Raw genomic sequence first — 20,862 nt, 5'->3', positions numbered from 1 at the left:
ATCGAAAATGTGCTTTTTGAATGGGCGCATTTTTCGTCAGGTCGACCCGCGCCGGCACCGGGTCGATCCATGAGAGAAGGCGACTCGCCGACGTGTTAAGCCTGCCTCAGCAATTGCCGCCCGACTTCAAGCTCTTCAGACACCACCGCTCCGTCCCGCTGGTCGTGTCATTGCCCCAATACGTCGGCGTGTAGTTCCAGATCGGCCCGCCCCACGGCAGGCTGGGGTTGTAGGTCATGCTGGTCACGTAGACGTAGTTGGCCGTCGTGCCCTTGAGCGTCGCCTGCATCTGCGCCTGCGTCGCGGAGTGGATCAGGAGCCAGGTCTTGACGTTGAGCGAGGTCGCCAGGTTCTGCACGTCGCCGTTGAGCCAGCTCGCGCCGTTGAGGTAGTCCGCATACGCGGCCTCGTACATCACGATGTGCTCACCGGATTGCGCCGCGCTGACGAAGCAGCCGCTCGCGCCCGGCCAGCCCGCGTTCCAGACCTTGATGCCACCCGCGCCAGAGCCCGACACCATCGAGCGCACGTTGGCCCATTTCGTCGGCGTGCCGCTGCACTTCTGCGCGTCGGTCAGCGCGGCGTCGTCGTGCGCGGCCTCGTCGAAGAAGAAGCCGTCCACGCCGCCCAGCGTGTTCTTGTAGGCGGAGAGCTCCGTCGGGATCGCGTTGTAGCGGGTCAGCTCGTCGGCGGTGTTGCGGTCGTAGCCGGTCGGCACATAGCCCAGCACCTTGCCGCCCTGCGCTCGGATGTTGGCGATGACCGCCTTCCAGTTGGTGATCTGGCTCGCGCTCAGGCCCTGCGCGCCGCTGTTGGGATTGATGACGACATAGCTGCCCGAGGGCACCTGGCCGCCGTAGGTGCTGGCGGTCTCGCCCCAGTAGGCGATCAGCCCGAAACCGGTCGGCGCCGCCGTGGCCGTGGTCGCGACACCGGCCGCCGCGCCCGCGAGCGCGACGACGGCAGAAAGTCGGGAGAACGTGTTGAAAAGCGTGGTCGGACGCGCGGTCAGCCGTGTGGCTTGCTTCATGAGATCCCCTGGTCGTGGTGAATGACCAGCGGAGTCTAGGAATCCATCGAATTCTTTCGAATATGGTTTACGCCACGTTTTTTTCTTTCCTTACAACATAAATCGAAAGTTTTATTTTCGATTTATACGAAAGCGAAAGTCATCTCGGGACCGGGCGCACCGTCCAATCACTGCGTCCAGCGTCCGCCGAGCGCCCTGAGCAGCGTCACGCGATTGGCCTGCTCGGTCTGTCGCAGCGTCACCAGCGCGCGCTTCGCCGTCGTCGCCTGGCGTTGAGCATCGAGCAGCTCCAGTTGGCTGCTGCCGCCCAGGCGGTAGCTGCGCTCGGCGAGGCGTTGCGACTGCTCGGCCGCATCGACCTGCGCCTGCTGCGCGTCGAGCCGCTCGGCGAGCTGATCGCGCACCGCCAGCGCATCCGCGACTTCGCGGAACGCGGTCTGCAAGGCGGACTCGTAGTTCGCCAGCGCTTCCTGCCGGCTGGCCTCGCTGACCTCGACCTGCGCGCGGCGTTGTCCGCCGTCGAAGATCGGCAGGTCGATCTGCGGCACGATGCTCCACACGCCGCTGCCGCTCTTGAAGAGGCCGTCCAGGTCCGGACTGCGCGTGCCGGCGCTCGCCGTCAGCGTCAGGCGCGGGAATCGCGCCGCGCGCGCCGCGCCGACGTCGAAGGCCGCCGCGCGCAAACGCTGCTCGGCCGCGCGCAGATCGGGCCGCTGCAGCAGCACGTCGGCGGGCAGACCGCCCGGCACCGCCGGCAGCACCGTGACGTCGACGCCGCCCGGCGTGGACGACGTGCCTGGCGCGGTCGGCAGGAGCCGATCCGGCAGCGGCTGGCCGACGAGCAGCTCCAGCTGCAATCGCGCCTGCGTCACCGCGCTCACGCTTTCCGCCGCGTCGCCGCGTGCGGACTCGAAGGCCGCGCGCGCCCGCGCCCGATCCAGCCCCGACGCCGCGCCGAGCGCGTACTGCCGCTCGGCCAGATCCAGCGAGCGCTGCTGGCTGTCGCGCAGCTCCTGGTCGAGGGTCAGGCGTTGCTGCGCCGCCGCCAGGCCGAGCCACGCGGTCGCGACCTCCGCGGCCAGGCTCAGCCGTGTGCTGCGCTGCGTCTCCTGCTCCGCGAGGAAGCGCGACAGCGCCGCGCCCTCGAGGCTGCCGAGGCGGTTGAACAGATCGATCTCGTAGCTTGCCAGGCCGAGGTTGACGCCGTAGGCCGTCGTCGCGCCTTCGCCGTTGATCGTGCGCTGGCGCGTGACGGAGCCACCGACGCCGATCTCGGGCAGACGATCCGCGGCGGTCACGCGGTACTGCGCCCGCACGCGTTCGACGGCGGCCGCGCTCGCGCGCAGGCTGCGGTTCTGGTCGAGCGCCGTGGCGACGACCTCGTCCAGCCGCGCATCGGCGAAGAAGCCGCGCCATTCATGCGAGGCCGCGGGTGTCGTTGCCGTGGAGGCCGCCGTCGATGACGCAGCGGCTGCGTTCGGACGGAAGTCCTCTCGCATCGGCGGACGCGGTGCGTCGGTGTTCGGCACCAGGCTGCCGCAGGCGCTCAGGCCCAGCAGCAGAGGAAGCAGGACGACCGGCTTCATGGCTTCACCTCCGACGGCTCAGCCGCATCGTCGGGTGTCGGCTTCGGCTTGTCGCGGCTGAAGCGCTGCTTCACCCACAGATAGAACAGCGGCACGAAGAAGATCCCCAGCAGCGTCGCGCTGCCCATGCCGCCGAGCACGCCGACGCCGATGGCGCGCTGCGAGCCCGAGCCCGCGCCGCTCGCGAAGGCCAGCGGCAGCACGCCCATCATGAAGGCGAGCGAGGTCATCAGGATCGGCCGCAAGCGCTGCCGGCACGCCTTCAAGGTGGCGTCGAGCACGCTCATCCCCTGCCCTCGCAAGGTCTCGGCGAACTCCACGATCAGGATCGCGTTCTTCGCGGAGAGCCCCACGGTCGTCAGCAACCCGACCTGGAAGAACACGTCGTTCTGCTGCCCGCCGAGGTGGCTGGCCGCGAGCGCGCCGATGATGCCCAGCGGCACGACCAGCATCACGCTGAAGGGCACGGACCAGCTCTCGTACAGCGCCGCCAGGCACAGGAAGATGAACAGCACCGACACGGCATAGAGCATCGGCGCCTGGTCGCCCGAGAGCCGTTCCTGGTAGCTGCGGCCCGACCATTCGAAGCCGATGCCGGGCGGCATCTCGCGCAGGATCGATTCCATCGCCTTCATCGCCGCGCCGGAGCTGACGCCCGGTGGCACGTCGGCCTGGATTTCATAGGCCGCGCTGCCGTTGTAGCGGACCAGTTGGCGCGGACCGTTCTGCCACGTCGCCGTGGCGAAGGCGTTGAACGACACCATCGTGCCGGCGGCGTTGCGCACGTACCAGTGGCGCAGCGCGTCGGGATCGGCCCGGTACGCGCCCTCGCCCTGCACCAGCACGCGCTTGACGCGGCCGCGGTCGATGAAGTCGTTGACGTAGCTGCTGCCCAGCGCGATCGACAGCGTGTCGTTGATCGTCGTCGTCGCCACGCCCAGCGTGCCGGCCTTCTGGTCGTCGATGTTGATCTGCAGCTGCGGCGTCTCGGTCAGGCTGTTGATGCGCGCGCGCGCCAGCTCGGGATGCTTGTTGGCCTCGTCGATCAGGCGCTCGCGCGCCTCGGCCAGCGCGGCGTTGCCGACGCCGCCCAGGTCCTGCAGGAACAGCTGGATGCCGGCGCTGCCGCCCAGGCCGCGCACCGTCGGCGGCTGCACGATGAAGATGTTGGCGTCGCGCACCTTCTTGCCGAGCTCGCGGCTGAAGCGCTCGGCCAGCGCCGCGGCGCCCTGCTGCTTCTCGGGGCGGTCCTTCCAGTCGGTCAGCCGGATGAAGCCCTGACCCGAGCCCTGGTCGCCGTTGGCGCCGCGCACGAGGTTGTAGAACTGCACTTCCTTCTGCTCGGCCAGGTAGGTCTCCATCGCCTGCGCCACCGCTTCCATGCGCTCGGCCGTGGCGCCCGGCGCCATGCGGACCTGCATCTGCAGGCTGCCCTGGTCCTCGTCGGGCAGGAACGAGGTCGGCAGCGTCTTGTAGAGCGCCGCCAGTCCGCCGATCAGCAGCAGGTAGACGAGGAAGCTGCGCACGCCGCGCGCCGTCAGCCAGCGCACGCGCACGACGTAGCGCTCGGTGAACTTGTCGAACTGGCGGTTGAAGCCGCCGAAGAACCAGTCCAGCTGCTTGCCGAACGGGCCGCCGTGGGCCGCGTGCTCGCCCTTGTGCACGGGCTTGAGCAGCGTCGCGCACAGCGCCGGCGACAGGCTCATCGCCACCAGCACCGACAGGATCATCGCGCTCACCACGGTGATCGAGAACTGGCGGTAGATGATGCCGGTCGAGCCGCCGAAGAAGGCCATCGGAATGAACACCGCCGACAGCACGACCGCGATGCCGACCAGCGCGCCGCTGATCTCCTTCATGCTCTCGCGGGTCGCGTCGCGGGGGCTCAGGCCCTCCTCGCGCATCAGGCGCTCGACGTTCTCGACGACGACGATCGCGTCGTCCACCAGCAGCCCGATGGCCAGCACCAGGCCGAACATCGTCAGCGAGTTGATCGAGTAACCCGCCAGCGCCAGCACGCCGAAAGTCCCCAGCAGCACCACCGGCACGGCGATCGCCGGCACCAGCGTCGCGCGCAGGTTCTGCATGAACAGGTACATGATCGCCACCACCAGCACCATCGCCTCGATCAGCGTGTGGACGACGCTCTCGATGGACACGCTGATGAACGGCGTCGTGTCGTAGGTGATGGTCGACTTCATCCCGTGCGGGAAGAAGGGTTCGAGCTCGGCCAGCTTGGCCTTCACCAGCTCCGCGGTCTTGAGCGCGTTGGCGCCGCTGGCCGGCAGGATGGCCATGCCCGCGGCCGTCTGGCCGGTGCTCTTGACGTTGGTGGTGTAGCTGTCGCGGCCCAGTTCGACGCGGGCGACGTCGCCCAGCTTCAGCGCGGAGCCGTCCGGCTGCACGCGCAGCACGATGTTGCGGAACTGCTCCGCCGTGGTGAGCTTGGCGCGCGCGGTGATGATGGCCGTCAGGCGTTGGCCTTCAGGCGCCGGCTGGGCGCCGAGCTGACCGGCCGAGACCTCGGTGTTCTGCGCCAGCAGCGCGTTGCGGATGTCGCCCGGCACCAGCGCGTAACGCTGCAGCTGCGCGGGGTCCAGCCAGATGCGCATCGCGTAGCCGGAGCCGAAGACGTTGATGTCGCCCACGCCCTCGATGCGGCTGATGATGTCGACCAGTGTGCTGGACAGGTAGTCGCCCAGGTCGGCCGAGGTCACGGCCGGGTTGTCGCTGGTCAGCATGATGACCATCAGGTTCTCGGTGCCGGCCTTGGTCACGCGCACGCCCTGCGCCTGCACCGCCTGCGGCAGCCGCGACAGCGACTGCGAGACCTTGTTCTGGACCTGCATCTGCGCCAGGTCCGGATCCGTGCCGGCGACGAAGCTCAGCACGGTGCTCGCGCCGCCGGAGGCGTTGCTGTTGGACTCGATCGAGAACAGCCCGTCGATGCCCTTGAGGTTCTGCTCGATGACCTGCGTCACCGAGTCCTCGATCGCCTTGGCGGCGGCGCCCGGATAGCTGGTGTTGATCGAGATGCGGGTGGGCGCGATGTCCGGGTAGCGCTCCAGCGGCAGGATGCGCACCGCGGCGGCGCCCGCCAGCATGATCACGATGGCGATGACCCACGCGAAGATGGGCCGGTCGATGAAGAACGAGGCCATGGTGTCAGCGCCCCGCGCCGGAGGCGGTGGTGGCCGCCGAAGCGGCCGGGCCGCCGATCTCCGCGGCGACCGCGGCCGTGGCGGACGCCGCCGGCGAAGCGGCGGTGCCGGTAGCGCCCGCCGGGCCCTGGGCCCCCGGCGCGCCCTTCTTCACCCCGGCCGGCACCGGCGTGACCGGTTGACCGGCGCGCACGCGCTGCAGGCCTTCGATGGCGAGCTTGTCGCCCGCCTTGAGGCCGCTGGCGACCAGCCACTGGTTGCCGACCGCGCGGGTCAGCACGAGCTGGCGCAGTTGCAGCTTGTTCTCCGGCCCGACGACCAACGCGGTCGCCTCGCCGGTGGGCGAGCGCGTCACGCCCTGCTGCGGCACGAGGATCACGCCGCTGTCGATGCCGGCCATCAGCTTCGCGCGGACGACCATGCCGGGCAGCAAGGTGCCGTCGGGGTTGGGGACGATCGCGCGCAGCGTCACCGCGCCGGTGCCGCGGTCCACGGTCACGCCGCTGAACTGCAGCGTGCCGCGACGGGCGTACTCGGTGCCGTCCTCGAGCATCAGCCTGACCTGGCTGCTGCCGCTGCGAGCGTCGAGCTGGCGGCGCAGCTGCAGGATCTCGGCGCTGCTCTGGACGATGTCCACATGCATCGGATCGAGCTGCTGCACCGTCGTCAGCGCCTGCGTCTGGGCGGCGGTGACCAGCGCGCCGGCGGTCACCGTGGAGACCTCGATGCGGCCGGAGATCGGCGCCGTGATGCGGGTGCGGTCCAACTGCACGCGCGCGGCGTCCAGCGCGGCACGGGCCACGGCCACGTCGGCCTGCGCCTGGCGCAGCGCGCTGGCGCTGTCGTCGGCGCTCTGGCGGCTGAGGGCGTCGGCCTTGAGCAACTCGGCGTCACGCTCGGCGCGGCTGCGGGCGACGGCCACCTGGGCCTCGGCCTTCTGCAGCGCAGCGGCGGTGCGGGCGCGCTCGGCCTCGTACGTGGCGGCGTCCAGCTGGTACAGCGGCTGGCCGGCGCGGACCAGCTTGCCTTCCTCGAAGAGCCGCTTCTGCACGATGCCGGTCACCTGCGGACGGATCTCGGCGACCTGGCTGGCCGACAGCCGGCCCGGCAGCTCCAACGACAGCGGGGCGTCCTGCGTCGTGACCACGATCACGCCGACCTCGGGCGGGGCGCGCTTGGCGGTGTCGTCCTTCTTCTCGCCGCAGCCGGCGAGCACGAGCACGGCCAGGGCGGCCAGCGCCGCGGCGATCGGGCCCAGGGTCGGGGCGCGCGGCGTGCGCGACGGCAGCAACGAGGCGGTCGACGACGTCAGGGGCGCGGATGTCAGAATCTTCTTCGGCATGGCGGGGGATGCTCGGCCATGAATGTGGAGAGACCTTGAAGATCGCGTCGGGCGCGCGGCCTCCGCCCAGAGGGCTTGCCGGCCGCACGGCGGCGGCGCCATGATCCGCTGCGTCGAGGGATTGCCATCACTTTCGGCACCCCGTCGCTCCACGCCACCCTCTCTTCGCGGTCTGTTTTCCGTCCTTGCCCCGCTCCTCCGGATGAAGCTCTCGTTCACCCTCACCGCCCGGCTCTTCGCCGCCGTCTTCAGCACCGCCATGGCGGTGGCGCTGGCGATGGGCGTGTTCTCGCACATCAACCTGAACCGGGACTTCATCGGCTACCTCAACGAACAGGGCGTGAACCGGCTGGAACTGGCCCGGACCAGCGTCACCGCCGGCTATCGCGAGAACGGCAGGAGCTGGGATTTCCTGCGCCAGAAGCCGGAACTCTGGGGGCGGCTGCTGCGCCCGCTGGTGCCCGAGGCGGACATGCCCGCGGTCAAGCACGGCCCCGCCGAGCTGACGGGCGCGACGCGGCGCTTCACGCTGTTCGACGAGAACCGCGAGCGCGTGGCCGGTTATGCGGGTCCGGTGGAGCCGACCGTGGAGCGGCCGATCATCGTCGACGGCCTGACCGTCGGCTGGCTGACGCTGACCCCGATCGAATCGGTGAGCCCCGGCGCGGAGAAGCATTTCTACGACGCGCAACTGCGCTCAGCCTGGGTGGTCGGCGGCGCGGCGGTGCTGCTCGCGGGGGCGGTGGCGTACTGGATCTCGCGCCGGCTGCTGAGTCCGGTGCGACGCGTCGCCGTGGCGACGCACCGGCTGGCAGCGGGCGACTTCGAGGTCCGCGTGCCCGAGACGCGCCGCAACGACGACATCGCCGGCCTGGGCCGCGACTTCAACCAGCTCGCGCTGACCCTCCAGCGCAACGAGGCGATGCGGCGCGAGTTCCTCGCCGACGTGTCGCATGAGCTGCGCACGCCGCTGGGCGTGCTGCATGGCGAGCTGGAAGCGCTGGAGGACGGCGTGCGCAAGCTCGACGCGCAGGCGCTGCGCTCGCTGCAGGGCGAGGTCGCGATCCTGCACAAGCTCGTCGACGATCTTCATGAGCTCTCGATGGCGGACGTCGGCGCCCTCGCCTACCGCAAGTCGGAGGTCGACCTGCGCGAGCTGATCGACGTGACGGCCGGCGCCTTCGGGGAGCGGCTGCACGGCAGCGGCCTGAAGCTGCAGTTGGACCTGCCGGAACAGCCGCTGCGCGTCTTCGGCGACGAGCGCCGCCTGCGGCAACTGCTGGGCAACCTCGTCGAGAACAGCTGCCGCTACACCGACGCGGGCGGCGCGCTGAGCATCAGCGCGCGCCGCAGCGGGGAACACGCGGTGATCGACGTGCAGGACACCTCGCCCGGTGTCGGGCCGGAGCATCTGCCGCGCCTGTTCGAACGCTTCTTCCGCGTCGACGCCTCGCGCAGCCGGCGCGGCGGCGGATCGGGCCTGGGGCTGTCGATCTGCCAGCGCATCGCGGAGGCGCACGAGGGTCGCATCGAGGCGCGCCCCTCGCCGCTGGGCGGTCTCTGGATGCGTGTGGAGCTGCCGGTCCATGTCTGAGAACGGCACGGGATCGCCCCCCGGATCGGGCGCGGTATCAAGCGCGGGATCGGGCGCGGGAACGGGTGCGGTATCAGGCGCGGGATCGAGTGCGGGATCGAGCGGAGGATCGGGCGCTGGCGCGGCATCGGGTCTGGCGCCGATGCCGATGGAGCCGGGTCCGTCGCGGGTGCTGGTGGTCGAGGACGAGCCCAAGCTCGCGGCGCTGCTGGCGGACTACCTGCGCGCGGCCGGGCACGAGCCGGAGTGCGTGGCCGATGGCCGCGACGTGATCCCGGCGTGGACGGCGCGCCGGCACGACCTGATCCTGCTGGACCTGATGCTGCCGGGCATCGACGGACTGACGCTGTGCCGCAGCTTGCGCGCGATGAGCAGCGTGCCGATCCTGATGCTGACGGCGCGGGCGGACGAGTCGGACCGGCTGGCGGGCCTGGAGACCGGCGCGGACGACTACATCGCGAAGAACCCCTTCAGTCCGCGCGAGGTGATGGCGCGGGTGAAGGCGGCGCTGCGCCGCGGCCGCGCGCACGAGATGGCAACGGCCGCCGCGGTAGCTGCCTTCGCGGCGGGCAGCGAGGCGCTGTCCATCGACGAGGCCGGCTGGACCGCCAGCTGGCGCGGCGAGCCGCTGGACCTCACGCCGATCGAGTTCCGCCTGCTCCACATCCTGGCCGCGCAGCCGGGGCGCGTGTACGCGCGCACGCAGCTGCTGGACCTGCTGCACGTCGACGGCCGCGAGGTCACCGAGCGCGCGGTCGACAGCCACATCAAGAACCTGCGGCGCAAGCTGGAGCGTGCGGGCGCCGGCACGGACCGGATCCGGTCGATCTACGGGGTGGGCTACCGTTTCGAGCGGTGACAGGTCTTGCCTGGACCAATGGTCCAATCCGCACTGCGCGGTTCGAGGGCCAGCGGACTCGGCAGTCAACGAGCGACGAACCGCCGCGTTATTCGAACGAGCAATTGCTGACGACTCCGAAGCGTTCCGCAACATGACCGCAATGAGACGGTCACGGCGCTTTCGGACAGTCGATTCCCGGGAGGAACCCTGAATGAAGAAATGGATCGCCATCGGCGCGCTGGCGCTTCTGAACGCCTGCGCTTTCACGTCCTACACCCGCATGTTCGGCGGCTACGGCTACAGCGACGCGCCGCTCTCGCCGGACCGGTACCGCGTGACCTTCGCCGGTTACCAGGGCGACGTGCCGTCCAAGGCGGCCGATCAGGCCCTGCTGCGCAGCGCCGAGGTGACGCTGACGAAGGGCTACCGCTACTTCGTCGTCGTCGAGGAGCGCAACGACGTGCTGACCAGCAGCTACACCGTGCCGGCGACGCAGACGACCGAGACCACGAGCAAGGTCGAAGGCAATGAGACGAAGTCGGTCTCGACGACCACCTACAACGAGGCCAAGACGGTCACGCAGAAGCAGCCGGCGACGACGCTGACGATCCAGTGCTTCGCGGACAAGCCCGCCGGTGTCGCGCCGGAGAAGGTCTACGACGCGCAGTTCCTGTGGACGGAGATGGGACCGCGCTACGGGGTGAAACGGCCGCCCAAGGCCTGAACGCGGACGGCGGGGCGGATGGACCAAAGTCAATCTCCACCGAGAGCCATGCACAACGGCGCACGCACTTCAATACGGCCTACAAGGCATTCGAATGACGCCCCCGGCCATGGCCGGGGGCGCCAGGGCGGCCTGGCGGCACTGCTGACCCTCGCGGCCTGCGCGTCGGCGCACGCAGGTACCGCGGCTAACGCGACGCTGTGCCAGCCCGACGAAGTGGTGGCCTTCTCATGCCCGACGGCGACCAAGGTCGTGTCGCTGTGCGCGAAGCCGGAGGCCGGTCCGGGCGCCAGGACGCTGACCTACCGCTACGGCACGGCGAAGAAGGTGGAGCTCGAGTACGTCGCCTCGGCGGACAACGGCAGGAGCTTCGGCGCGACGGCCTCCCCGGCGGCGCCGGGCGCATCGGTGCACCAGCTCTGGTTCAACCGCGGCGACATCCGCTACCTGCTCACCGAATGCGTCGGCGGCAATTGCCCGTACGAGGCCGGCGTGGCGGTACTCAATCCCGACAAGGTGGTGATGAGCGCGCGCTGCGTGGCCGGCGAGACGCCGAGCCAGGCCTTCTTCGCGCGTTCGCTGATCCAGTTCGGCAACGGGATCGACGACACGCGGTCGCAGACGACGCTGATCAAGCCCGAGGACTCGGACAACAGCCTGGATCAGATCTACAAGACGGGACGCCCGCCGCAGTGAGCGCCGCTCGCGCGGGCGCCTGCGCGCCGTGTGCCGCGATACGTCGTCGGCAGCGACGTTCGCTCAGTGCCGTGCAGCGAGCCTCGCCGCCACGGCCGGCAGTCCGGCCGCCGCGGTCGTCTGCCAACGGAAATCCACCCGCGCGGCCACGTCGCCCGGCTGCGGATTGATCTCGACGATCACCGCATCCTCCGGTGCGAGCCGCACCATGCCCGCCGCCGGATAAACGACGCCGGAGGTGCCGACGATCAGCAGCAGGTCGCAGTCGGCGATTCGTTGCGCCGCCGCGTTCACGACCTCGTCGTCGAGCTGCTCGCCGAACCACACGACGCCCGGACGGATCGAGCCCTTGCCGCACACCGCGCAGGTCGTCGGCGCCAGTCGGCGTTGCGCTTCAGGCGGCGGAGCGTTCAAGGTCGCGCGTGCGCCGCAGCGGTCGCATCGTGCGGCGAAGAGACTGCCGTGCAGGTGCAAGGCGCCTTGGACGCCCGCGCGCTCATGCAGGTCGTCGACGTTCTGCGTCACGACCTGCGCGCCGAATTCGCGCTGCAAGCGAGCGACGGCGACATGGCCCGGATTCGGTGTCGCGGCCATCACATGACCGCGGCGCCATTCATACCAGCCCCAGACGGTCTCCTTGTCGCGCTGCCAGGCGTCAGGTGTTGCCAGTTGCTGGGGATCGAACTCTCCCCACAGCCCGTTGCTGCCTGAACGGAATGTCGGAATGCCGCTGTCGGCCGACATGCCGGCGCCGCTGAACACGACGATGTGCTCGAAACGGCGATTCAGCAATTGACTCAGTGCTGTGGGTAGGTCGCCCCACTCGTTCTTGTCACTCATGTTCAGAAGTCCGTCGATTTGCACTGCACGATTCCCCCGCGAGAGGGAGTTCGTCTCCCCCGAGGATTCGAGTGGGCCGCAGGGATGCGCTCGGATAATCGCATGCCTATCACCGGCTCAAGAAATTGGAGGCCAAGGCGATCGCCAAGGTTGGAGGCAGGCGCCCTTCACAACGCTCACGAAATCGAGCGGCACTTTCCAAGCAGGCCGAAAGAACTGGACCTCAGCCTGCGCGCATGGGCCGCGCGCGGTGGATTGGCCACCGCGGCCGTGTTCTACGCCGCCGGGCTCTTTTCGCTGAGCGTCTTTGTCGGCGTCTTCGAGTACTGGCGATCGGCGAGAAGCTCCTGAACCTGTTGGACAAGCTCGCCGACAAGGTGACCGCCAAGAACTGAGGCCGGACGCTCAGCCCTTCAGCGCCGCCTCGATCTTCGCCACGTCGATCTTCTTCATCTCCATCATGGCGTTGAAGGCCCGCTTGGCAGCGGCGCGGTCAGGGCTGTTCAGCGCCTCGGACAGCACGCGGGGCGTGATCTGCCACGAGATGCCCCACTTGTCCTTGCACCAGCCGCAATCGCTTTCCTGCCCGCCGTCACCGACGATCGCGCTCCACAGCCGGTCCGTCTCCGCCTGGTCATCGGTCGCGACCTGGAACGAGAAGGCCTCGCTGTGCTTGAAGGCCGGGCCGCCGTTGAGGCCGATGCAGGGAATGCCCATCACCGTGAACTCGACAACGAGCACGTCGCCCTCCACGCCGGAGGGGTAGTCGCCCGGCGCGCGGGCGATGCGGCCCACCTTGCTGTCCGGGAACGTCTTCTCGTAGAAGCGCGCGGCTTCCTCGGCATCGCGGTCGTACCAGATGCAGATCGTGTTCTTCGCTTGCATGAGGGTCTCCTTGGGGTTGGTGGGACATCCTATGCACGACGAGCGGTACGCCGCATTTTCGACACGGTCCTCCGCATGAGGGACACGTTCGCTGTGCGGCGACAGAACACACCCAGCCCGGCGGCCTCGCGCCCTCAGATGCCTCCCGCAGAGACGATGGGCCCCGTCGGCTTGCCGGTGCGGGAGCCGCCGCTCGGCTCCAAGCTGACGGCGAAGGCCTGCGTGTCGTCGAGCAGGTTGGCACGCGTCACGGTGGTCGGCACGTCGCCCGCCGCGATCAGGCCGAGCGAGCGCGGCGCGCCGGCCTTCGGGACGGCCCAGAGCTCCAGTGCGTGAGCGGCGTCGATGACCACCGGCGCCAAGGGCTTGAGCACCAGCGCCCGGCCATCCGCGGACACGCTGGCGACGAAGCCCGTCTTGACGAGCTCGACGCCCTCCGGCGTGCTGCGCAGCACCACCACGATGGGTGCCGCCTCGGGCACGGGCCGGGCCACCATCACGCCCAGCACGACCGAGGCCGCGAGGGCCACGGCACTGAGGCCTCGCCAGAAGCGCAGCGGGCCGGAGCGCCCCTGTGCGGTCGAACGCACTTCCGAAGGCGAAGGCGAAGGCGAAGGCGAAGGCGAAGGCGAGGTCGATGGTGAGGTCGATGGTGAGGTCGACGGCGATGCGGCCGTCGAGGCCACGACGGCCCCGCCCTCCGCCGCGCCGAAGAGGCGCGTCTGTATCGTCGTCCACACGCGTGGCGGCGGCTCGACCGGAGCCACCTGCCCCGCCAGCAGCTGCAGCCGCGCCGTCCACGCCGCCGTGGCCGCGGCAAGCGCGGGGTGCGCCGGCAGCAGGCGTTCGAAACGGCGGCGCGCGCCGCCTCGCAGCGTGCCCACGGCGTAGTCGGCGGCCAGCCGCTCGGCGCGTTCCGGATGTCCGTAGTCCATCAGATCACCCGGCCCATCTCGCCCAGGCGTCCGGTGGCCCGATCCAGGCAACCGCGCAGGCTCAGCAGCCCGCGCCGCACCCAGCTCTTCACCGTGCCCAGCGGCTGGCTCATGTGTTCGGCCACCTCGGAGTGGGAGAGCCCCTGGTAGTACGCCAGCGCCAGGCTGCTGCGCTGCTCGCCGCTGAGCTGCGACATGCAGCGCTCGAGCGCATGGGCACGGTTCGCATCGTCCAGCAGGTCCAGCGGGCTGGGCTGCTCGCTCGGCATGTGGTCCAGGAGGTCGCGCTCGCCGTCGCCGCCCTCGCCGCCGTCCAGCGCGCCGAAACGGCTGATGGTCGCCGGTTGCGCGGCCCGGCGCCGCAGGCTGTCGATCGCCCGGTGCCGCGCGATCGTCGTGAGCCAGGTCAGCACCCTGCCGTGCGCGACATCGAAGCTCGGCGCCTGCCGCCAGACGGTGATGTAGATCTCCTGCAGCACCTCCTCCGCATGACCGCGGTCGCGATTGATGCGCAGCACCATGCCGAACAGCGTCGCGCTGGTGGCCCGATAGAGTTCATCGAACGCGCCGCGGTCGGATGACGCCACGCGCGTCATCAGCGCCGCGAGCCGCTCGTCGCGCTCGGCATGGGCGGACGGCGCCGCATCGGCCCGCGGATCGGGACCGGAGTCGTCGGAGGAGGTGGTCATGGCCCCTTCTACGCAGGCGATGCGCATCTGGATCAAAAAGGGGATCAGAGCGGCGTCGGAATGGCTTCGGAAAGGATTCGGAACCGCGTCAGAAGCTGCGGCGCAAGGTCACGCGCAGCGTGCGGGGTTCCGCCGGATGCACGTGGCGATCGGCCACGGCGGCCACCTCGCCCGGGAGTCGGGATTCGTAGAAATACTCGATGTCGTTGACCCGGCGATCGAGCAGGTTGAACACGTCCAGCGTCACCTCCGTCTTCGTCCCGAAGCGCCGGCTCACGCGCAGATTGGTCGTCAGCGAGGCGCGGGACCGCACGCTGTCGTCTTCGATCAGCGGCGCGCTGCCGAGGTAACGCCATTGCAGGCTGGCCGACCACGGACCCAGCTCACGCACCGTCACGCCGAACGAGGCGACCTTGTCGACGGCATTGGGAATGCGCGCGCCGGCGGAGTCGGCATCCGAAAACCGCGCCCGCGTCCAGGCCAGGTCGGCATCGATCAACAGCCACGGCATCGGCACGAAACGGTTGTTCCATTCGACGCCGTGCCGCTTGCTGGGCCGGTTGGCTTCGGTCGCGCCGGCATCGCCGACATAGACCAGCTCGGAATCGAAATCGAGCCTCCACAACGCCAGAGAGCTTTGCAGCCCCGGCACGATCTCGCTGCGCACGCCCAGCTCGTAACCCTTGGCCTTGACCAGTCCCGGCACCGCGTCCACAGGATCGCCGCTGCGCGGATCGACGCGCGCCGTCACGCCGCGCGCGTCGTTGCTGTGGAAGCCGCGACCGGCGTTGAGGAAGAGCTCCGTGCGCGCCCACGGCCCGAGCACCAGCGACCACTTCGGCGACGCCAGGGTCTGCCGCGCGGAGCCCGAGTTCATCGCGTTGCCGAGGCTGTCGACGCGGAACCGCGCCTGGTCCACCCGTATGCCGACGACGGTACGCGCCCAGGGCGTGAGCTCCACGCCGAGGTCGCCGTAGACGCTCGCGAGCGTCTCCCGCACCCGATCGTCGCGCGTCGTGCCAATCGTCGTCCGCGTCTGCGTGTCGAAGAGCCCGACCCGCGCGCGGTCCTGGCGCAACTGCACGCCGACTTCACCGCGCCCCGGCAGCCCGCCCAGCGTCGTCTCCACCGCGTGGCTGGCGCTGAAGCCGTAGACCCTGCGGTCGTCCTTCTGCGCGAACTGGTCGCCCGTCTCGGGGCGCTCCATCGCGTAGGTGAAATTGGAGTAGAGCGACAGCCGGTACGCCATCGCGTACGCGGCCACCCGCGTGCTGCGGCCGCCCTCGTCGCGGGACCACTCGCCGACAGGCTGCTGCGACGCGTGCTGCCGCCGTCGCTCGGATCGATCGCATCGAAGCGGCCGAACGGCCGGCCGTCGAAGCTGCCCGCATCGATGAGACGCTGGGGCACCTGGTCGGTCGACGTCCAGTCGGCGCGGTAGTCCATCAGGCCGATGCGCCAGCGATCGCCGCCCGACGCGCCGGACAGGCTCAGCACGAGGTTGCGTCGGCTCAAGTCCTCGGGCAGCCGCCATGGACCGTCGTTGCCCATCGCCTCGACGGCGCCGAGCAGTTGCACGCCCTCCGCGACACGCGTCGATCCCGCCGCCAGCGCGCGACGGTAGCGTCCTTCGCCCAGCGTCAGGCTGACGAAGGGCGCGTCGAGCTCGCGCAGGTAGTCGATGTCCGCCGATCCCGCGGCGGCGAAGTCGCCGTTGCGGGCGAAGTACGGTCCCTTGCGGTAGTCGATGCGCTCGACCAGTTCCGGGATCAGGAAGTTGAGGTCGGCATAGCCCTGCCCGTGGGCGTGGCTCGGCATGTTGACCGGCAGCCCCATCACCGTCGTCGCGAAGTCGGTGCCGTGGTCGAGGTTGAACCCGCGCAGGAAGTACTGGTTCGCCTTCCCGTCGCCGCTGTGCTGCGTCACGATCAGGCCGGGCACGAACTCCAGCACCTCGCCGGGCCGCAGCACCAGCCGACTCTTGAGAAGGCCCGCGCGGATCGTCCCCTGCGAGGCCGCATCGCTGCTGCCGACGCCGTTGTCGTAGTGGCGTCCCTCCACCTCCACGCGTTGCAGCGCGAGGATCTGCGCGGTCGTGATGTCCGGTTCTGACGCGAGTGCAGAGACCCACGACGTCATCTGTGCGACGGCCAGCGCGGTCGTCGCCAAGTGAGATGTCTTCATGCGCCCACCCCCAGGAGCTGCAGGTCGAAGAGACGCTCGAGCAGCCACACGAACGCGATCAGCGCCACGATCACGGATCCCGCGCCCAGCACCCATCGCGGATAACCGCGCCAGCGCCGCGCGGCCCACGCCAGCGGCACCAGCACGGCGACGATCGCGAGTTGCCCCGCTTCCACGCCGAGGTTGAACAGCACCAGCGGGGCCGCCAGTTCGGACCGCGCGAGTCCCAGGTCCTTCAGCGCGCTCGCAAAGCCGAAGCCGTGCACCAGCCCGAAAGCGAAGGTGAGCCGCCAGCGCGTCTCCACGAGCACCGGCCGCAGGTTGTTCAGCGCCGCGAGCAGCACGCTCAGCGCGATCAGGCTTTCGACCCAGCGCGACGGCGGGTTGAGCACGTCGAAGACCGCCAGCGCCAGCGTGATCGAATGCGCCACCGTGAAGGCCGTGACCACGCCGAGCACGCGCCACAGGGCCGGCCGCCACGCGGTGTCGGGACGCCACTGCCCCGCCTCGCGCCGCAGCACCGCGGGCAGCAGCAGGACCACGAGGAACAGCACATGGTCCACGCCGATCCAGATGTGATGCACACCGTCGCGGAAGATGCCCGCCAGGCCCTGCGTCTGGCCGCTGTCCGCTCCGACAGCGCCGGGCTGGCTCGCCGCGGCGTCACTCCCGGCAAGGCCCGCGGCGGTCGCGCGGTCCGGTCCGAGCGGCACGGTCATGCCCGCCGTTCCCGGCGCGACCACGGCGGTCTTCGCCACCCCGCCCTGGCGCCAGACCAGCACGCCGCGATGCGTCGGGTCGGTCGCCGCGAACAGCCCATAGGACAAGGTGCCGACCGCCGGCGCCCGCCCACAGGTCCACGTCTGCACGAGCACCGCATAGCGGCCGTCGCTGTGCTGCTCCAGCTGCAGCGGCGGGAGCGGTCCGGGTCGGCAGGTGAAGCCCTGGGTGTCGCGGACCTCCAGGCGCACGCTGCGATCCACCAGCGCCTCGATGTCCGCCGCCCGCGATCGCACCTCGCCCCAACGCAGCAGGCCGTCGTCGTCGGCATCGAGGACCAGATCGCGATCCAGGTCGCGCAGGGCGATGTCGATGCGCAGCGTCGCCGTCGTGTCCGCCACGCGCAGCTGCAGGTAGGCGTCGCTGGCCTTGTGGGCCTCCACGATCGAAGCGCCCATGACGCCCCCGAGCACGACGCAGGCAGCGACGACCCATCGAAGCCACGCGCTCATCCGGGAGCCTGCCGTCCCTGCCTCGTTCATCCGAGCGCCGTTCATTCGAGCGCCGTTCATTCGAGCTCCTTCAGACGCCGGTCCTGCATCGACCGCTCGCGGATGAAGGCTCGGACCGGCTCCGCCGCGTCCGGCCGCTTCGCCGCCCGCGCGGCGCGCAGGAGCAGCACGGCATCCGCCGGCTCGCGCTGTTGAGCCCAGTTCGTCGTGGCCTCCTTCAACGCCAGCGCCGCATCGCCCTGCACGTCCAGCGCGAAGCGCGCCCGCTCCCGCGCGTGGCTGGTGTCGCCGCGCAACGCCGCCGCGTCGAAACGCTGCCGCATCTCGACCGCCGCGCGCGCGGCGCCGGCATCGCCCGACCGCTTCCAGGCGATGGCCAGGCGCAGCAGCAGCGCGTCGGGAAGTTGGTCCAATGCCTCCGGCTGACCGGTGCGCACGACGCCGGCGGCATCCTTCGGACGGCCCGCATCGAGCAGCCAATCGGCATACGCCGCACGGACATAGAGCTCGTCGTCCAGTTGCAGCGCCCGCGCGTACAGCGGCCCGGCCGTCGCGAGCCCTTGGCGCTCGGCGAGCTCGGCCCGCAGCAGCGCGATCCAGGCATGCGGCGCACCCGGCGCGCGATCGAGCGCCGACAAGCGCTGCGTCGCGGCGGCGTCCCTGCCCCTGCAGGCTGTCGAGCTCGGCCAGACAGGCGTGTCCGTGCGACAGCGCAAGGGGCGGCGCCGCCAGTCGCTCGCACCCTTGCCTGGCTTCGTCCCAACGGCCGCGCACCTGCAGGATGCCGGCGCGCGTGAGTTCCGCCTGGGCCTGGAGCGCGGTCGGCAGTCCGCGCGCGCCGAGCAGACGATCGAGTTCCTCCAGCGCCGCATCGAAGTCATGCCGCGCCTGCAGCACCGTCGCCTTGAGCAGGCGCGCCGCGGGCGGCGCGTCGCGATCGTTCCACCACGGCTGCAACCACGCCTGCGCGGTGCCGAGGTCACGGGGATCACCGTAGCGCCGGCTGCGCTCGATGGCCTCGCGCGCGGCGCGCAGCGCCAGCCCGAGGTCGTGCGGCTGCTGCGCCAGCACCCGCTGCTCGGCGCGCTGGCGCGCGCGCTCTCCCGCCGATCCGGCGCGCAGCGGCAGCCGCTCCACGACCTCGTCGTCCTGACGAGGCGTGAAGGGCTCCGCCCACACCGCCGCGGCGAGGGGGGCCACGCACGCGAGCACGAGGGCTCGCGCGGCCTTCAACTGACGGACACCGGTTCGTCGGTCTCGCTGGCGGGCGGCGTCGTCACGTTGTCGGCCGTCAGCGGCTCCGCGGTCTCGCTGCTCGACTGGGAGGTCGTCAGCGTGAACTGCGTGTAGGCCGCGGAAGACCCGAGCGCGCTGTCGGGCACCGACGTCGGGGTCGCGTCGACCGGCCCGCCGCCGTCACCATCGTCGCCGCCGCCGAAGCAGCCGGCCACCATCGCGGCGGCGGCGATCGCCGTCAGCGCGAGCGCCGGTCGACGCAGTCGCGCCACGCGGGTCCGATCGTGGCGATCGGCAGTCGGGGACGATCTCGAAGAGGATTCGCTCATGATGGTCTCCTCGTTCACTGCGTGCCGCCCAGGGGCGTGTACAGGTAGGGGAAGCCGGGCAGCAGCGGCACCACCGCCTGGTCGACCGCGTCATGCAGTTTGAACGCCGTGGCGCCCAGCGGCACCGCGGACGGCTTGCACGCCGCGCCGAAGCCCAGCGCGTCGGTGTCGCCGTTGGCCACGCACAGGCCGCCCATCACCGCCACGAGCGAGATGTCGACGATGTCGTCCTTGGGTCGGCGGCCGTTGGGGTAACCCGCGTTGTCGTTGCCTTGCGCGAGCAGGTTGCCGACGATGCCCAGCCGGTTCTGCTGCGCGAAGGGCACGGCCGCGATGGAGGTGTTCAACCGGAGCTCCTCCGACGCGACCACGTTCGCGGGCTGGTTCACGCCCTTGATGCCGGTGAGGAAGGTCGTGACCAGGTCGTTGCGCGGCAGGTTGGTCGGCGCGGTGCCCGGCAGGTTGAGCACGGTGGACAGCAGCGCCGGCAGCGTCGGATGGGTCACGTAGTTGGCGAACTGCGCGTCGTCCTTCGGCCTGGAGGCGTTGAAGCGGTCCTTGTCGGGCAGGCCGATGACGACCTCGTTGACCAGCGGCATGCCCAGGCGCGAGACCTGGACCCAGGCGCCGCCGGCCTTGTCGCTGTTCTGGTGGCCGGGCTTGGGCGCGGGATCAAGAATGCGGGCCTGGCGCATGCTGGCCGAGGTCCAGCCGCCGATCACCGGCTCGGTGCCGGCGACGAGGCAGCTCTTGTGCACCTCCAGCGCGAGCGTGGTGACGTTCTTCCCGTCCAGCGTGTTGGGCGCCGCGTTGATCTGGGCCGGATCGGTGATGACGCCGACCGGCGCGTTGACGAGGTCGAAGATCGTGCCCAGGTTGACCGCGAACGGGTCCTTGCGCTGACCGACGAAGACCTTGGCCGGCTGGCCGCAACCGGGAATCGTGACCGAGTAGATGTGCTTGGCCGCGTAGGCCGCGTAATCGGCGATCGTCTTCTTGCCGATGTTGTCGACCGGCTTGTCGAAGGACGTCCGCCGCCGCTGGCGTTGACGATGGCCGAGCGCGTGCCGGAGCGGCGGTCGCCGCGCACGACGTCCACGGTGTAGCTCTCGTTGAGGTTGAGCGTGGCGGCCTTCACGTCGGACACGGGGCCGGACTGGATCAGCGGGATCGGCACGCTCTTGTCGCCGATGGTCAGCGCGGTGCCCTTCAGGGAGTTCTTGAACCGGAACTGGAAGGTGATGTCTTCCTTGGCGTCGCCGTTGTTGTCGACGTGGATCTCGTAGAGCGCGTTCGGGTCCAGCGAGAAGTAGTTGGGGCCGCCGTACGGGTCCTGCAGCGGCAGGTAGTTGGCGATGAGCGTGACGTAGTCGGTGCGGCCGGCCTCGTAGCTCATGAACAGGTAGAAGTCGGTCGCATCCGCCTTGGGGACGGTGGTGATGAACGGCGCCTCGCGGTGGCTGGACGCGAAGGCCAGGCCGGCGCACAGCGCGCTCGCGGCGAACAGCCCGACGCGCAGGGGCGTCGATGGGAACTGGGTCATGGAAAGCTCCTCGTT

The 20,862-nt window shown here is 70.1% G+C and carries 16 protein-coding genes and 2 pseudogenes; 5 read left to right on the top strand and 13 right to left on the bottom strand.

The window, feature by feature from the left end:
• Positions 1–106 precede the first annotated feature (106 nt).
• From ACFJIX_RS21600 to ACFJIX_RS21585, 4 genes are all read right to left on the bottom strand, one after another.
• Positions 107–1,030 carry a spherulation-specific family 4 protein gene (locus tag ACFJIX_RS21600; protein ID WP_377154737.1) on the bottom strand — a complete coding sequence of 308 codons (924 nt, stop codon included), beginning with the start codon at positions 1,028–1,030 and terminating at the stop codon, positions 107–109.
• Between the two features lie 167 nt (positions 1,031–1,197).
• Positions 1,198–2,616: an efflux transporter outer membrane subunit gene (locus tag ACFJIX_RS21595; RefSeq protein ID WP_377154735.1), complete on the bottom strand. Its 1,419-nt coding sequence runs from the start codon at positions 2,614–2,616 to the stop codon at positions 1,198–1,200.
• Positions 2,613–5,777, bottom strand: a complete 3,165-nt coding sequence (locus ACFJIX_RS21590; RefSeq protein WP_377154733.1) for an efflux RND transporter permease subunit — start codon at positions 5,775–5,777, stop codon at positions 2,613–2,615. The genes ACFJIX_RS21595 and ACFJIX_RS21590 overlap by 4 nt, the downstream gene beginning before the upstream one ends.
• A 4-nt stretch (positions 5,778–5,781) precedes the next feature.
• Positions 5,782–7,119 carry an efflux RND transporter periplasmic adaptor subunit gene (locus tag ACFJIX_RS21585; protein WP_377154731.1) on the bottom strand — a complete coding sequence of 446 codons (1,338 nt, stop codon included), beginning with the start codon at positions 7,117–7,119 and terminating at the stop codon, positions 5,782–5,784.
• 202 nt (positions 7,120–7,321) lie between these two features.
• On the opposite strand from ACFJIX_RS21585, the gene ACFJIX_RS21580 reads away from it, so the two are divergent.
• The 4 genes from ACFJIX_RS21580 to ACFJIX_RS21565 all read left to right on the top strand — a co-directional run bounded on the left by ACFJIX_RS21580 (position 7,322) and on the right by ACFJIX_RS21565 (position 10,974).
• Complete coding sequence (locus tag ACFJIX_RS21580) at positions 7,322–8,713, top strand: ATP-binding protein (RefSeq protein WP_377154729.1); 1,392 nt, start codon at positions 7,322–7,324, stop codon at positions 8,711–8,713.
• A gap of 142 nt (positions 8,714–8,855) precedes the next feature.
• Entirely contained in the window at positions 8,856–9,572 is a 717-nt protein-coding gene (locus ACFJIX_RS21575) for a response regulator (protein ID WP_377154727.1), read from the top strand.
• Positions 9,573–9,765: 193 nt separating this feature from the next.
• Positions 9,766–10,278, top strand: coding sequence for a hypothetical protein (locus ACFJIX_RS21570; protein ID WP_377154725.1), 513 nt, complete (start codon positions 9,766–9,768; stop codon positions 10,276–10,278).
• Between the two features lie 48 nt (positions 10,279–10,326).
• Positions 10,327–10,974 (top strand): hypothetical protein, encoded by a 648-nt coding sequence (locus ACFJIX_RS21565; RefSeq protein WP_377154723.1) that lies wholly within the window; start codon positions 10,327–10,329, stop codon positions 10,972–10,974.
• Positions 10,975–11,037: 63 nt separating this feature from the next.
• On the opposite strand, the gene ACFJIX_RS21560 is transcribed toward ACFJIX_RS21565, so the two are convergent.
• The 8 genes and pseudogenes from ACFJIX_RS21560 to ACFJIX_RS21525 all read right to left on the bottom strand — a co-directional run bounded on the left by ACFJIX_RS21560 (position 11,038) and on the right by ACFJIX_RS21525 (position 18,377).
• Positions 11,038–11,814 carry an NAD-dependent deacylase gene (locus ACFJIX_RS21560; protein WP_377154721.1) on the bottom strand — a complete coding sequence of 259 codons (777 nt, stop codon included), beginning with the start codon at positions 11,812–11,814 and terminating at the stop codon, positions 11,038–11,040.
• 405 nt (positions 11,815–12,219) lie between these two features.
• A complete protein-coding gene (locus ACFJIX_RS21555) occupies positions 12,220–12,699 on the bottom strand; it encodes a VOC family protein (RefSeq protein WP_377154719.1) in 480 nt (159 codons plus the stop codon).
• Positions 12,700–12,833: 134 nt separating this feature from the next.
• Complete coding sequence (locus ACFJIX_RS21550; protein ID WP_377154717.1) at positions 12,834–13,634, bottom strand: anti-sigma factor domain-containing protein; 801 nt, start codon at positions 13,632–13,634, stop codon at positions 12,834–12,836.
• Positions 13,634–14,323, bottom strand: coding sequence for a sigma-70 family RNA polymerase sigma factor (locus ACFJIX_RS21545; protein WP_377154715.1), 690 nt, complete (start codon positions 14,321–14,323; stop codon positions 13,634–13,636). Before ACFJIX_RS21545 ends, ACFJIX_RS21550 begins: the two co-directional genes overlap by 1 nt.
• Positions 14,324–14,411: 88 nt before the next feature.
• Positions 14,412–15,530: a TonB-dependent receptor gene (locus ACFJIX_RS21540; protein WP_377154713.1), complete on the bottom strand. Its 1,119-nt coding sequence runs from the start codon at positions 15,528–15,530 to the stop codon at positions 14,412–14,414.
• Positions 15,531–16,075: 545 nt separating this feature from the next.
• Positions 16,076–16,462, bottom strand: a pseudogene (locus tag ACFJIX_RS21535) (TonB-dependent receptor plug domain-containing protein); the annotation flags it as partial.
• A gap of 41 nt (positions 16,463–16,503) precedes the next feature.
• Complete coding sequence (locus ACFJIX_RS21530; RefSeq protein WP_377154711.1) at positions 16,504–17,739, bottom strand: HupE/UreJ family protein; 1,236 nt, start codon at positions 17,737–17,739, stop codon at positions 16,504–16,506.
• A 56-nt stretch (positions 17,740–17,795) separates the two neighbouring features.
• Positions 17,796–18,377: a hypothetical protein gene (locus ACFJIX_RS21525; protein ID WP_377154709.1), complete on the bottom strand. Its 582-nt coding sequence runs from the start codon at positions 18,375–18,377 to the stop codon at positions 17,796–17,798.
• 64 nt (positions 18,378–18,441) lie between these two features.
• Between ACFJIX_RS21525 and ACFJIX_RS21520 the strand changes: the two genes are divergently transcribed.
• Complete coding sequence (locus tag ACFJIX_RS21520) at positions 18,442–19,089, top strand: hypothetical protein (RefSeq protein ID WP_377154707.1); 648 nt, start codon at positions 18,442–18,444, stop codon at positions 19,087–19,089.
• Positions 19,090–19,318: 229 nt separating this feature from the next.
• Here the strand turns inward: ACFJIX_RS21520 and ACFJIX_RS21515 are convergent.
• A pseudogene (locus tag ACFJIX_RS21515) lies at positions 19,319–20,847 on the bottom strand (DUF4331 domain-containing protein).
• Between the last annotated feature and the right edge of the window lie 15 nt (positions 20,848–20,862).

The organism is Roseateles sp. UC29_93 (assembly GCF_042695725.1).
GTDB classification, from domain to species: Bacteria; Pseudomonadota; Gammaproteobacteria; order Burkholderiales; family Burkholderiaceae_C; genus Roseateles; species Roseateles noduli_A.
Note: the sequence above shows the minus strand (reverse complement) of the source record. Positions and strands in the feature narration are given on the sequence as shown.

Bases quoted from the DNA above. Each gene is read 5' to 3' on its own strand.
- ACFJIX_RS21565 (WP_377154723.1), top strand. From the start codon at position 10,327: ATGCACAACGGCGCACGCACTTCAATACGGCCTACAAGGCATTCGAAT.
- ACFJIX_RS21590 (WP_377154733.1), bottom strand. From the start codon at position 5,777: ATGGCCTCGTTCTTCATCGACCGGCCCATCTTCGCGTGGGTCATCGCC.
- ACFJIX_RS21530 (WP_377154711.1), bottom strand. From the start codon at position 17,739: ATGAGCGCGTGGCTTCGATGGGTCGTCGCTGCCTGCGTCGTGCTCGGG.
- ACFJIX_RS21555 (WP_377154719.1), bottom strand. From the start codon at position 12,699: ATGCAAGCGAAGAACACGATCTGCATCTGGTACGACCGCGATGCCGAG.
- ACFJIX_RS21540 (WP_377154713.1), bottom strand. From the start codon at position 15,530: ATGGAGCGCCCCGAGACGGGCGACCAGTTCGCGCAGAAGGACGACCGC.
- ACFJIX_RS21560 (WP_377154721.1), bottom strand. From the start codon at position 11,814: ATGAGTGACAAGAACGAGTGGGGCGACCTACCCACAGCACTGAGTCAA.
- ACFJIX_RS21570 (WP_377154725.1), top strand. From the start codon at position 9,766: ATGAAGAAATGGATCGCCATCGGCGCGCTGGCGCTTCTGAACGCCTGC.
- ACFJIX_RS21575 (WP_377154727.1), top strand. From the start codon at position 8,856: ATGCCGATGGAGCCGGGTCCGTCGCGGGTGCTGGTGGTCGAGGACGAG.
- ACFJIX_RS21595 (WP_377154735.1), bottom strand. From the start codon at position 2,616: ATGAAGCCGGTCGTCCTGCTTCCTCTGCTGCTGGGCCTGAGCGCCTGC.
- ACFJIX_RS21545 (WP_377154715.1), bottom strand. From the start codon at position 14,323: ATGACCACCTCCTCCGACGACTCCGGTCCCGATCCGCGGGCCGATGCG.
- ACFJIX_RS21585 (WP_377154731.1), bottom strand. From the start codon at position 7,119: ATGCCGAAGAAGATTCTGACATCCGCGCCCCTGACGTCGTCGACCGCC.
- ACFJIX_RS21600 (WP_377154737.1), bottom strand. From the start codon at position 1,030: ATGAAGCAAGCCACACGGCTGACCGCGCGTCCGACCACGCTTTTCAAC.
- ACFJIX_RS21580 (WP_377154729.1), top strand. From the start codon at position 7,322: ATGAAGCTCTCGTTCACCCTCACCGCCCGGCTCTTCGCCGCCGTCTTC.
- ACFJIX_RS21550 (WP_377154717.1), bottom strand. From the start codon at position 13,634: ATGGACTACGGACATCCGGAACGCGCCGAGCGGCTGGCCGCCGACTAC.